Raw genomic sequence first — 12,766 nt, 5'->3', positions numbered from 1 at the left:
CGGGTTTGCGCAAGCTCAGGCCTCCATGCGGGCGGGCTGATATAGGCGGATGGGCTCGGCGGCGGCAACCGCGCGCCCGGCCAGACTGTTGGGCCCCACATCGGTGATGGTCACCGTGAGCAGTTCGCCAATGCCGGCGGGCGGATCATTCACCACCACGCTTTGCAGATAGGGGGAGCGGCCGATGAGCTGGCCACTCTGGCGGCCCGGCTTCTCCAGCAGAATATCGAAGGTGCGGCCCCGGCAGGAGGCGTCAAAGGCGGCCTTGGAGGCCTCCAGCGCCTTTTGCAGTTCCGCCAGACGCGCGGTCTTCACCTCTTCCGGTACCTGCTGGTCATGCTCGGCGGCCGGGGTGCCGGGGCGCGGGCTGTATTTGAAGGAATAGGCGCTGGCAAAGCCGATGCGCCGCACGAGATCCATCGTATCCTCGAAATCGGCATCGGTTTCACCGGGGAAGCCGACGATGAAGTCCGAGGAGAGGGCAATATCGGGCCGGGCCTCGCGCATGCGGGCGATGATGTCGAAGAACATCTCGCGCCCGTGCTTGCGGTTCATCGCCCTGAGAATGCGGTCGGAACCGGACTGCACCGGCAGATGCAGATAGGGCATGAGCTGAGGCAGGTCGCGATGGGCGCGGATGAGGTCATCATCCATGTCACGCGGGTGGGAGGTGGTGTAGCGCAGGCGCTCCAGCCCATCCAGCTCCGCCAGTGCCTCCAGCATGCGGGCAAGGCCCCAGACCTTTCCATCCGGCCCCAGACCATGGAAGCCGTTCACATTCTGGCCGATGAGGGTGATCTCGCGCACGCCCTGCGCCAGAAGCTGGCGGGTTTCCGAGAGGATCTTGGCCACATCGCGGGAGACCTCGGCCCCGCGCGTATAGGGCACCACGCAGAAGGTGCAGAACTTGTCGCAGCCTTCCTGGACGGTCACGAACGCGGCCGGGCCGCGCTTGCGGGTGGCCCGGGCGCTGGGGGCGGGCAGGTGGTCGAACTTGTCTTCGGTGGGAAATTCCGTGTCCACCACCCGTTCGCCGGCGCGGGCCTGGCGCAGCAGTTCGGGCAGGCGGTGATAGCTCTGCGGGCCGACCACAAGATCCACCACCGGGGCGCGACGCATGATTTCCGCACCTTCCGCCTGCGCCACGCAGCCGGCGACCGCGATCATGGTGTCGGACCCCTGCTCCTGCTTGGATTTGCGCAGGCGTCCAAGCTCCGAATAGACCTTTTCGGCGGCCTTCTCGCGGATATGGCAGGTGTTGAGAATGACGAGATCCGCGTCGGCCGGGTCCTGCGTCTCGATGAAGCCTTCCTTCGCCAGCGTGTCCGCCATGCGCTGGGAATCATAGACATTCATCTGGCAGCCGAAGGATTTCACATACAGCTTGCGCGGCGCAGGCTGCTGGGAAGGGGACGAAATGTTCTGTCTGGGCTCTGTCTGGGGCTCTTGCATCATCGCATCTTTATACCGGGGTCACATGTCTCATACGGACACGACGTTCAGGTGACGCCGGATGTTCTGCCCCTCCTGTTTCAAGATGTCCTGATCCTAATGTCTTTGCCAGGCTTTGGAAACAGGTGTGCAGGGGTGGAATGCCGGTGGTTGGGCGCAGCTCATGCACCAGTTTATGCCAGCTTTGAGGCGGCAAAAGGATTAATCCTTGATTAACAGGGCGCCGAGGGCCTACAGACCGCGCCGGTCGCCGGCGTGCCGGGGGCTTTGGATCATGCGTCATCCTTTCAGGATCGCACCGGCATGTCACCGGCCCTGCGGGGCATTGCGCATGCGGGTATCGCCGTCACGCGCCGGATGGAGCGCCGACGGCATGGAGGTTTCATGAAGAAGTATTTTGCCGAATTCATCGGTACGGCCGTTCTGGTGCTGTTTGGTTGCGGCTCCGCAGTCCTCACCGGCTATGGCTCCGCGCCGATTGGCATGCTGGCGATCGCGCTCGCCTTTGGTCTTGCGGTGGTGTCCATGGCCTATGCCATCGGCCATGTTTCGGGCTGCCACATCAATCCGGCCGTGACCATCGGCTCCTGGGCTGCCGGGCGCACGCCACTGGCGGAAGTGCCGCTGTACTGGGTTTCGCAGATTCTCGGTGGCATCGCCGGTGCGGCGATCCTTTATTTCATCGCCTCCGGCAAGCTGTCCGGGTTCGATGCGGCCACGGCCGGCCTCGGCCAGAATGGCTGGGGCGAGAATTATGGCGGCGGCTTTGGCCTTGGTGCCGCTCTTGTGGCGGAACTGGTTGGCACCTTCGTGTTCCTGATCGTGATCCTCGGCTCCACCTCCAAGGCGGGCATCACCCAGGCTGCCGGTCTCGCCATTGGCCTGTCCCTGGCGATGATCCATATCGTCTTCATTCCGGTGACCGGTGTTTCCGTGAACCCGGCCCGCTCCATCGGCCCGGCCCTGTTCGTGGGTGGCCAGGCGATTGCCCAGCTCTGGCTTTTCATCGTCGTCCCGCTGGTGGGCGCGGCGATCGCCGGCTTCCTGTTCCGCGCCAAGCTGCTGGAAGACTGATCCACCGCCCCGCGGGGCAATGTGTGGAGAAACAGGAAAGGCGCGTCCCTCGCAGGACGCGCCTTTTTGATTCGGGTGGGTGGCACGGGCGGGAACAGCCCCCCAGTTCGTCGCTGTGCCAGCGGGATCCCCGCACTCCCGCCTCCGGTGCCGGCCTGAAGCAAAACCAGTGGGCCGGCAGGAGCCCTGAACGCGGCGGACGAAAGGTCAGCCGGCGGCCAGCCTGGCCCGCGCCGCCCGCACACCCGCCCCATATTCGGGATGGACCTGCGTGAAAAGGGCGATCTGGCGCTCGGCGATCTCCTCGGGAATGCCGTTCATCGCTTCCGCCAGATTGGAGAACAGGCGCGCGCGCTGGTCCGCGTCGAACAGCTCGAACAGGGCCCGCGGCTGGCTGAAGTCCTCATTGCCATCGCGATGGTTGAAGCGGTCGGCATCGCCCGAAATCTTCAGCGCGGGCTCGCGATAGGAGGGATCCTCCACCGCGCCGCCGAAGGAGTTCGGCTCATAATAGGCATCCACATTGCCGGTCTGCTGGCCGAAGAAGCGCATCGACCCGTCCTTGTGGTAGTGATGCACCGGGCACTTGGGGGCGTTCACCGGCAGGTGCTCATAGTGGGTGCCGAGGCGGTAGCGATGGGCATCCGCATAGGAGAAGACGCGCGCCTGCAGCATCTTGTCCGGCGAGAAGTCGATGCCGGGCACCTTGTTGGAGGGCGAGAAGGCGGCCTGCTCGATCTCGGCGAAATAGTTCTCCGGGTTCCGGTTCAGCTCCAGAATGCCGACATCGATCACCGGATAATCGCCATGCGGCCATACCTTGGTGAGGTCGAAGGGATTGTAGGGGGTCTTGTCCGCATCCGCCTCGGGCATGATCTGCACCTGCATCAGCCAGCGCGGATAATCCCCGCGCTCGATGGCGTTGAACAGGTCTTCCTGTGCCGACTCACGCGTCTTGCCCACCACCGCCGCGGCTTCCGCATTGGTCCAGTGCTTGTGGCCCTGCTGGGTCTTGAAGTGGAACTTCACCCAGAAACGCTCGTTCGCCTCATTGATGAAGCTGTAGGTGTGCGAGCCATAGCCGTTCATGTTGCGCATGCCCACCGGCAGGCCGCGATCCGAGAACAGGATGGTCACCTGATGCAGGCTCTCGGGCGAGAGCGACCAGAAATCCCACATGGCGGTGGGGGAGCGCAGATTGGTCTTGGGGTGGCGCTTCTGGGTGTGGATGAAATCCGGGAACTTGTAGGGGTCACGCACGAAGAAGACCGGCGTGTTGTTGCCCACCAGATCCCAGTTGCCCTCAGGCGTATAGAATTTCAGGGCAAAGCCGCGCACGTCACGCTCGGCATCGGCCGCGCCCATCTCGCCGGCCACGGTGGAGAAGCGGGCGATCATGTCCGTCTTCGCGCCGGGCTGGAGCGCCTTGGCCTTGGTGTAGCGGGAGATGTCGCCGGTGATGGTCAGCGTGCCATGGGCGCCCACGCCCTTGGCATGCACCGTGCGCTCAGGGATTCGCTCGCGGTTCTGGTGCGCCAGCTTTTCCAGCAGCTGGTAATCCTGCATCAGCGCCGGGCCGCGCGGGCCGGCGGTCTGGGTGTTCTGGTTGTCCGCGATCGGCGCGCCGGCGGTGGTGGTCAGGGTCGGGCGGCTCATGCTCATGCTCCAACAGCTTGGGTGGTCACATTTCCATCTTGCGAACCGGTTTTCATTTCGCCTGAAAATGTGCGGAAGCCCGCCGGGAGGCGGGGTGGTATGGTCGGGAGCATGACCCCACATTGGAATAATATCAAATCAGATTGCGTCACCCGGTCGATCAGATAATCTTATCTCATGCTTACTCTGCGTCAGCTCCGCTATCTTGAGGCCCTCTCCCGTCACCTGCATTTCGGCAAGGCGGCGGAGGAGTGCGCCGTGACACAACCCGCCCTCTCCATGCAGATCCGCGAAATGGAGGACACCCATGGGGTGAAGCTGGTGGAGCGCGGGAGGCAGGGGGTGCGTCTGACCCCTGTGGGCATGGAGGCGGCGGTGCGCGCGCGGGCCGTTCTGGCGGCCATGGTCGATCTGGAGCGCACCTTGCGTGACAAGGGCCGGCTGCTGGATGGCCAGTTGCGGCTCGGCATCATCCCCACCATCGCGCCCTATCTTCTGCCCCGGCTGCTCACGGCGCTGGAGGCGAATCATCCCGGGCTGGAGGTCTCCCTGCGCGAAAGCATGACGGCGCAGCTCGTGGATGCTCTGGCCGATGGCGAGCTGGATCTGGTCATCATGAGCCTGCCGGTCGAGCATCCCGAGCTGGAGAGTGCCGCCCTGTTCGAGGATCCCTTCTTTCTGGCGGTCGCGCCCGATTGCGAATCAGTGCCGGATGCGCCGGTGACGCCGGATGACGTGCATGTGGAGGATCTTCTTCTGCTGGAGGACGGGCATTGCCTGCGCGATCAGGCGATCCAGCTCTGTCAGCGGGTCGATGCCCGGCAGTTGCGGCGCTTCGGCGCCTCCAGCCTGGCCACGCTGGTGGAGATGGTGGCGAGCGGGCAGGGCAGTACCCTGCTGCCGGGCCTGTTTGTGGAGGCCGAGCCCAATGTGGCGCAGCGCCTGCATCTTCTGCCCTTCCGCGCGCCCGCGCCCAGCCGGGAAATCGGTCTGGTGTGGCGGCGCACCCTGCCTTTTGTCGAGGATGTGCGGCTGATGGTCGACCTGGTGCGCAGCTGTGCGCCGGAAAACCTTCCGGGCGCCGGCAGAATGGAGGTTGCACCCCCGCGGCCATGACAGACCCGGAAAACGGCCGGTGAGTGCGCACTTGCATATGTGCCATGCGCAAGTGCAACCCTGCTCCAGAAGGGGGTTGCGACAGGGCGAAAAGCCTTGTGCTGCAAGGCCTGCGTGCTGCACAATGGGGGCTGGCCGGATGGACGGGAGGGGGAAGCGATCCGCAATCGGGCGGAAGTGACAAATCTTTCTGTCGGTGTTTCCAATTTCGACACGTTTCAGGGCTAACACCAAGAGCATGATGTTGCGCCAACCTTTCCTTCTTGCTGCCTTCGGGGCTTCACTTCTTTCCGCGCCTGCCTTTGCGCAGGGCGCCAACACTTCCGGCTATGGCACTGTACCGCCTGGCTATATCGACCCCTATGGCAATCAGGGGGCCGGTGGGCAGCAGGGCGGGTATGATGCGGGCCTCCAGAGTTCGGAGCTGCCGCCGCCAGACGGCTATCAGCAGGCCCCGGACTATCAGGGCATGGCAGGCGGGCAGGCCCAGCCGCAGGGCTACCAGCAACAGGTTACCTATCCGCAGTCCGGCGATGCTTATCAGCCGCAGGCCGCCAATGGGCAGACGCCTGCCTATGATGATGTGCAGCGCATGTATGGCCAGCACTATGACCAGCCCTATGAGGCGCAGCAGCAGCAGGCGGCCTATGGCCAGCCGCAGGCCTCCGCGACCCAGTCCTATGCCGCGCCGCCCGCCGGGGTCTATGCCACCGATGCCGCGATCGTTCCCGGAACGGATCAGGCGCCTTCCGGTCCGCGCATCGAGTCCGTCGATCCGTCCTCGCCGGTTGACGAGCGCTTCCGCCGTCAGGAGGTTGATTATGTCACCTCCCACCCGGCCGGCACCCTCATTGTCGATACGCCCAATACCTATCTCTATTATGTGCTGGGTAACGGTCGCGCCGTGCGCTACGGCATCGGGGTGGGCCGTGAAGGCTTCACCTGGAATGGCGTCGAGAAGGTGTCCCGCAAGGCGGAATGGCCCGACTGGCGTCCGCCGAACGACATGATCGCCCGCCAGCCCTATCTGCCGCGCTTCATGGCCGGTGGCCCGGGCAACCCGATGGGCGCGCGCGCGCTCTATCTCGGCAGCACCATCTACCGCATTCATGGCACCAACGAGCCGCAGACCATTGGCAAGTTCGTGTCTTCCGGCTGCATCCGCATGCTGAACAATGATGCCGAAGATCTGTATGAGCGGGTGAAGGTGGGCGCGAAGGTCGTGATTCTGCCTGTTCCGAAGAATACGCAGACCTCTTCCATCGATGCACCGGCAACAACCGGCTCCATTCCTGTCGCACAGCGCTGAGCATTGTGCGCAGACCGGATATTTTGAAAGGCGCGCCCATGTGGCGCGCCTTTCCGCTTTTCTGTCCTGGGCCGGAAGGCTTGTTCAGGACCGGCTGATGACGGGTTTTCAGCAAAGGGACGGCTATCTGCCGGGCGGAAGGCCAGATTCTGGCCGGTCGTCCATATGATCTCTTCCTTCTGCGGTGCAGCCGGAGTACCGATCATACTGGAACTGGCAGGTTCGGCTCCGAAACCGACCGGCCCTCACATGACTGGAGATGGTATCCATGACCATGCCAAGCAATTTCGCCCAGGACAAACTACAGAATGTGCGCGCCAAATGGGGCTGGTTTGTCGCGCTGGGTATTGTGTTTGTTCTGTTGGGTTTCTTCGCGCTCGGCCATGTGCTGATCTCGTCGATTGCCACTGCGCTTTATGTCGGCGCATTCATTCTTGTGGCCGGCGCGGCGCAGGTCATCCATGCCTTCCGCGTTCAGGGCTGGAGCAGCTTCCTGTTCTGGCTGCTGTGCGGCGTGCTCTATATCATCGCCGGTGGCCTGATCCTCTATCAGCCGCTGATGGGCGCGACGATCATCACCATCTTCATTGGCGCCGCCCTTGCCGTTGAAGGCGTTTTCCGCATCTTCGCCGCCTTTGCCTCGCGCGGGGGCTCCGGCTGGGGCTGGGTGTTTTTGTCGGGCCTCATCACCCTTGCGCTGGGGTGCATGATCATTGCCCGCTGGCCGGTGGATTCGGTTTATGTCCTTGGCATTTTCCTGGGCGTGGATCTGGTGTTCGCCGGTGTCAGCACCTTCTTCTTCGGCCTGTCCCTGCGCGAGAATCAGCGCTGATTCCCCCATTCGGGGAAGGGATCTGGACGGGTGAAGCTGGAACAGGAAGGGCCGGCCGGGGTGGAAACCCTGCCGGCCCTTTTTCCATGTGCATGATGCCCCCAAGCCACGAAACCCTGAAAAATCCGGCTTTAGCGGCGTCTTTCGCCCTGTCATGTCATCCGGGTGAGTTGCCCGTCATGCAAAATGGCGGCAGAACTCACCGCATGGATAAACGCGGTGTTCTCATGATGTCTGCCCTTCGTGTCACTGTGGCGCTGTTCGCAGCGCTGGTCCTGATTGTCATGGCCCAGCCGGCGGCGGCACAGGCCAGCAAGGGACATGTCTATCTCTTCCGTGGCCTTGGCGGCGTGTTTTCGCTCGGCATGGATGATCTGGCCAAGAAGCTTCAGGAGCGCGGGATTGATGCCACGGTCTATGGCCATGGCTCCTGGCCGTCCGTCACCGAGCAAGCCTTTCAGGAAAGCCGCCGCAACCGCAATGCGCCGATCATGATTGTCGGCCATTCACTGGGGGCGGATGCCGCCATCCAGATGGCCGAGCGGCTGACCGCTCTTGGCACGCCGCCCCGTCTGGTGGTGACCTTCGATCCTGTGGGCGTGACCTCCGTGGGCCCGGCCCGCGGACAGTTCATCAACTATTTCCAGTCGAACAATGGCTATGGCAAGCGCCTGACCCGGGAAAAGGGCTTCCGTGGCTCGCTCAGCAATCGTGATCTGGCCGCGGATACGAGCATCGGTCACTTCAGCATCGAGAAGTCGCCCCAGCTTCATGCCGAGGTGATCAACCGGGTGCGGGCGATCACGGCGCCCAGGCGACCCAAGCCCCGTCCGGCTCCCCGCACCGTTGCCCGGCCCAAGCCGCCGGCGGAAGCGCCAGAGGCCCGGGCGAGCGCTCCGGCAGCGGCGGTGGAACAGCCGGCCCCGGCTGCCGCGCCCATGTGATCCAGCTCCTGGCCCGGCCAATCCGGCTTGGCCCCGTGAACCGCTTCAGGGCGGTTTCAGATGTGAAAAAACAAGAACCCCGCAGCCTGTTCCGAGGCTGCGGGGGTTTTCATGGGGCGTTCAGCCCTGTCGCGTTGTGTGGACCCAGCCGGCAAGTTCCTGCCGCACCACCGCCTCCAGCACATCCATGCCGGCGGGTGTATCATTGAGGCAGGGAATGGCGGCGAACTGCTCCCCGCCATGCTCCAGGAAATATTCGCGGTTCTCCCCGCCAATCTCCTCCAGCGTTTCCAGACAATCGGCCACGAAGCCGGGGGTGAGCACAGCCAGACGTTTCACGCCGCTGTCGCCCAGCGCCTTCACGGTTTCGTCCGTATAGGGGGTGAGCCACTCCTCCTTGCCGAAGCGGGACTGGAAGGTGAGCCGCAGGCGCTGCTCATCCATGCCCATGCGGGCCCGCAGAAGCTCCATGGTCTGGCGGCAATGCTCGGGATAGGGATCGCCCCTGTCGACATAGGATTTGGGGATGCCGTGGAAGGAGGCGAGAATCACCTCCGGCTCGAAATCCAGAGCGGCCAGATGATGTTCCAGCTCCTGCGCCAGCGCCTCGATATAGACGGGATGATCCTGCCATGGCGGGGCGATGCGGATGGCGGGCTGGCGGCGCATGGTCTTGAGCGCATCAAAGACGGCATCACCCACAGTGGCTGTCGTGGCCGCGGCATATTGCGGATAGAGCGGCACCACCAGAATGCGGGCGCATCCCTCCGCTTCCAGCGCCTTGATGCGCGAGGCGATGGAAGGATTGCCATAGCGCATGGCGAAATCCACCCGGATGCGCGGGTCCAGCCCGGCCATGCGGGGGCTGAGCTTTTCAGCCTGCGCGCGGGTGATGGTCAGCAATGGCCCTTCATTGCGTTCCTTGTTCCAGATGCTCTCATAATCGCGCCCCTTCGGGCCGGGCCGCACGGTGAGGATGATGGCATTGAGAATGAACCACCACAGCACGCGGTTGGTCTCGATCACCCGCCTGTCGGAGAGGAACTCCTTCAGATAGCGGCGCATGGACCAGTAATCGGTCGCATCGGGGGTGCCGAGATTGACCAGCAGGACGCCGATTCGCGTGGTGCTGTCGCCCCATATGCCTTTTGCGGCGCGGGATGAGGCAGGCGGAGGGGAGGTGGGGGGCTGGGGCGTGCTCATGCTGCGCAGCATAGCGCATTCTTGGCGCTGGCGCAGATGGGCAGATGCGTGACGAAATCGCGCGATTCCCGGCAGGAGCACCCTCCTCGCAACTGTGCGGCGTGCCGCGCATTGGCCTTGTGGCGGAGGGGCGCGGCCCGGCAGAGATGGCGGAAAACCGCCGCGCGAAATCCGTATCCGGCGGTTTTCCGCCATTTCCGGGTGCCGCCATGCCCGGGGAAGGCGGGTTCCAGTGGCGGAATATCAATTCATTGATGGAGTTTCCCGCCCTCTCAGGTATCTGGCATGAGATGTGCAAAGCCCTTGTCGTCATTTCAGACGCCGGCCCAAAGAGCCGGGACGAAAAGGGAGAGAGGCCGTGTTCAAGACATTCCGTGCCGCCGCCATCATCGTTGCTGCCGCCGCCACCGGGCTGGCAGCCCTTCCGGCCCATGCGCAGGATGTGATCCGCGTCGGGAATCTCAAGCTCGCCCATTTTGCCGGCGTCTCCTACATCAAGGAGATCGAGAAAGAGTGCGGCATCAAGGTGGATCTGAAGATCTTCGCCAAGGGGCCGGACGTGCTTCAGGCCATTCTGGCGGGTGAGCTGGATGTGGGCGCCACCGCCTCCGAGGCGGCGATTTCCGGCAAGGGCAATGGAGCGCCCATTTATATCGTGGGCGGCTTTGCCCGTGGCGGCGCGCGGCTTCTGGCCACGCCCGATTCGGGTATCACCTCTGTGGCCGACCTGAAGGGCAAGAAGGTGGGCGTGACCCGCGGCTCCATCCAGGAAGTGCTGCTGGCCGCCGAGATGGGCAAGAACAACCTGACGCCGAAGGATCTGCGGATCGTCTATCTGGGGTATCCGGACCTGAACCAGGCGCTGATGCAGAAGCAGGTGGATGCCATCATGCAGACTGAACCCCAGTCCGCACAGGCGCTGGCGCGCGGGTTCGGGGTGGAGGTCATCAAGCCCTATGACACGCCGGTCGGCTCGCCCATCCGCACCATGGTGATGACGGAGAAGTTCTACAAGGAACAGCCCGAGGCCGCGAAGAAGTTCATGGCCTGCTTCGTGAAGGCGCAGGATACCTTCATCAAGAACCCGGAAGTTGCGGAAAAGTTTGTCACGCAGGATGTGTTCAAGGGCCAGCTGACGCCGGAAGAGTTCCGCGACGCGCTCGCCAACTCGCCCTACACCATCGAGATGAGCGCCGACCACATCCAGAAGACCACGGACGTGATGGAAAAATACGGCATCGGCAAGATGTCCGTTCCGGCCAAGGCCGATGAGTGGGTGAAGACCGACCTGCTGGATCAGGCCAAGGCCGACGCCGGTCTCAACTGAGGGTTTGAGCGATGAAGAACATCCGCCTGAAATCCGTGGCGGAGGGCCTCGCCGTCCCCGTCGCCGTGGTGGTGCTGTGGCAGCTTGCATGCTCGTTCGGGCTTGTGAACCCCATGGTGCTGCCCTCTCCCGCAGCGGTGCTCGAACGCTGGTGGGCCTATCTGGCTCCCATGGAGGCGTTTGATCCGGCCGAGCATACCCGCATCGGCTGGCTGCTGTCCGGTGAGCTGCTGCACGATGCGCTGGGCTCGCTCCAGCGGGTCGTGTTCGGCTTCATCGTGGGGGCGGGGCTGGCGCTGCCGCTGGGCCTGTTCATGGGGTCGAGCGATGCCGTGTACCGGCATATCAATCCCCTGATGCAGGTGCTGCGGCCCATTCCGCCGATTGCCTATATCCCGCTCTCCATCCTGTGGTTCGGGCTGGGCGATGCTCCGGCGGTGTTCCTCATCGCCATCGGTGCCTTCTTCCCGGTGCTGATGAACACCATTGCGGGCGTGCGCCATGTGGATGGCATCTATATCCGCGCCGCCCGCAGCCTCGGGGCCAGCCGCCTCACCATCTTCCGCAGGGTCATCCTGCCGGCGGCCACGCCCTATATTCTTTCGGGCGCGCGCATCGGCATCGGCACGGCCTTCATCGTGGTGATCGTGGCCGAGATGATCGCGGTGGATAATGGCCTCGGCTTCCGCATTCTGGAGGCCCGGGAATATTTCTGGTCCGACAAGATCATCGCCGGCATGCTCACCATCGGCATTCTCGGCCTGCTGATCGACATGGCGGTGAGCCGCCTCAACAATCATCTGCTGCGCTGGCATCGCGGCCTGGAATCGTGAGGAACGCCATGCAGACCGCAACAGCCGCCACCACCGCCACCGTGCTTCCCCTCAACCCGCCCGGCGGGGCAGGCTCCATCGCCGGTGCCGCCACCCCGGCCCATATCGTGGTGGAAGGGGTGGAGAAGCGCTTCCCGGTTCCGGAGGGCGAGGTCATCGCCCTTCAGGACATCAATCTCACCATCAATCAGGGAGAGTTCGTGTGTCTGCTTGGGCCTTCGGGCTGTGGCAAATCCACCCTCCTGAATGCCATCGCCGGCTTTTCCGCCCCCACGTCCGGCTCCATAAGGGTGGATGGCGCCATGGTGCAGGATCCCGGCCCGGACCGGGGCATGGTGTTTCAGGAATATGCCCTGTTTCCCTGGATGACAGTGCGGGAGAATGTCGCCTTCGGGCTGGAGATCAAGGGCATGAGCCGCGCGCAGATCGAGCCGCGCGTGGAAGAATTGCTGGCCATGCTGAAGCTGTCGGATTTCCGCAACCGCTTCCCCAAGGACCTGTCCGGCGGCATGCGCCAGCGCGTGGCCATTGCCCGCGTTCTGGCGCTCGACAGCCCGGTGATGCTGATGGACGAGCCCTTCGGCGCGCTGGATGCGCTCACCCGCCGCTCCCTCCAGGATGAGCTGCTGCGCATCTGGGCGGCGATGGGCAAGACCATCGTTTTCGTCACCCACTCCATCGAGGAGTCGATCTATCTGGCGGATCGGATCGTGGTGCTCACCTATCGGCCCGGCACCATCAAGCGGGATATCCATGTGGACCTGCCGCGCCCGCGTGACAGTTCCTCTTCCGAATTCAATGAGCTGAAGCGTGAGCTGGGGGCGCTTGTCACCGCCGAGCAGCATCGCTTCGAGGAAGTGGAACTCAAGGGCCTCACGACAGACTGAGCCGCTGCGCCGCCCCCGTTCCGTCCCCTTCGGGTGGAATGGGGCGGTGCATTCCGGCGTCACCCGCATTCAGGCCGCATGCGGGTGAGCTTTCGCGCCGGTGCTTGAAAAAGAGATCCCCCGGCGCGAGCAT

Annotated in this window: 11 protein-coding genes; 8 read left to right on the top strand and 3 right to left on the bottom strand. The window is 63.8% G+C overall.

The features are described 5' to 3' along the window. Nucleotides 1-15 precede the first annotated feature (15 nt). Nucleotides 16-1,455 (bottom strand): tRNA (N6-isopentenyl adenosine(37)-C2)-methylthiotransferase MiaB, encoded by a 1,440-nt coding sequence (gene miaB, locus ACT6QG_RS02780; RefSeq protein WP_444976074.1) that lies wholly within the window; start codon nt 1,453-1,455, stop codon nt 16-18. Between the two features lie 381 nt (nt 1,456-1,836). On the opposite strand from miaB, the gene aqpZ reads away from it, so the two are divergent. Continuing rightward, nucleotides 1,837-2,526, top strand: coding sequence for an aquaporin Z (gene aqpZ, locus ACT6QG_RS02775; protein WP_444976073.1), 690 nt, complete (start codon nt 1,837-1,839; stop codon nt 2,524-2,526). 207 nt (nt 2,527-2,733) lie between these two features. Here aqpZ and ACT6QG_RS02770 read toward each other — a convergent pair whose 3' ends face one another. Further along, a complete protein-coding gene (locus tag ACT6QG_RS02770) occupies nt 2,734-4,182 on the bottom strand; it encodes a catalase (RefSeq protein WP_444976072.1) in 1,449 nt (482 codons plus the stop codon). A 177-nt stretch (nt 4,183-4,359) separates the two neighbouring features. On the opposite strand from ACT6QG_RS02770, the gene ACT6QG_RS02765 reads away from it, so the two are divergent. From ACT6QG_RS02765 to ACT6QG_RS02750, 4 genes are all read left to right on the top strand, one after another. Continuing rightward, on the top strand, nt 4,360-5,298 hold the full coding sequence (locus tag ACT6QG_RS02765) for a hydrogen peroxide-inducible genes activator (protein WP_444976071.1): 939 nt from the start codon (nt 4,360-4,362) through the stop codon (nt 5,296-5,298). A gap of 238 nt (nt 5,299-5,536) precedes the next feature. Next, nucleotides 5,537-6,607: a L,D-transpeptidase gene (locus tag ACT6QG_RS02760; RefSeq protein ID WP_444976070.1), complete on the top strand. Its 1,071-nt coding sequence runs from the start codon at nt 5,537-5,539 to the stop codon at nt 6,605-6,607. A 268-nt stretch (nt 6,608-6,875) separates the two neighbouring features. Then, a complete protein-coding gene (locus ACT6QG_RS02755) occupies nt 6,876-7,439 on the top strand; it encodes an HdeD family acid-resistance protein (RefSeq protein WP_444976069.1) in 564 nt (187 codons plus the stop codon). Nucleotides 7,440-7,666: 227 nt separating this feature from the next. Next, nucleotides 7,667-8,383 carry a hypothetical protein gene (locus ACT6QG_RS02750; protein ID WP_444976068.1) on the top strand — a complete coding sequence of 239 codons (717 nt, stop codon included), beginning with the start codon at nt 7,667-7,669 and terminating at the stop codon, nt 8,381-8,383. A gap of 120 nt (nt 8,384-8,503) precedes the next feature. On the opposite strand, the gene hemH is transcribed toward ACT6QG_RS02750, so the two are convergent. Beyond that, complete coding sequence (hemH, locus tag ACT6QG_RS02745; RefSeq protein ID WP_444976224.1) at nt 8,504-9,622, bottom strand: ferrochelatase; 1,119 nt, start codon at nt 9,620-9,622, stop codon at nt 8,504-8,506. 322 nt (nt 9,623-9,944) lie between these two features. Between hemH and ACT6QG_RS02740 the strand changes: the two genes are divergently transcribed. From ACT6QG_RS02740 to ACT6QG_RS02730, 3 genes are read left to right on the top strand one after another with little or no spacing between them, the layout of a single operon-like run. Beyond that, complete coding sequence (locus ACT6QG_RS02740; RefSeq protein ID WP_444976067.1) at nt 9,945-10,913, top strand: ABC transporter substrate-binding protein; 969 nt, start codon at nt 9,945-9,947, stop codon at nt 10,911-10,913. An 11-nt stretch (nt 10,914-10,924) separates the two neighbouring features. Continuing rightward, nucleotides 10,925-11,746, top strand: coding sequence for an ABC transporter permease (locus ACT6QG_RS02735; protein ID WP_444976066.1), 822 nt, complete (start codon nt 10,925-10,927; stop codon nt 11,744-11,746). Nucleotides 11,747-11,754: 8 nt separating this feature from the next. Next, a complete protein-coding gene (locus ACT6QG_RS02730) occupies nt 11,755-12,633 on the top strand; it encodes an ABC transporter ATP-binding protein (protein ID WP_444976065.1) in 879 nt (292 codons plus the stop codon). Nucleotides 12,634-12,766 lie beyond the last annotated feature (133 nt).

It is taken from the genome of Haloleucobacter ellipsoideus (genome assembly GCF_052491725.1).
This window is presented reverse-complemented; position numbering and strand designations above follow the sequence as displayed.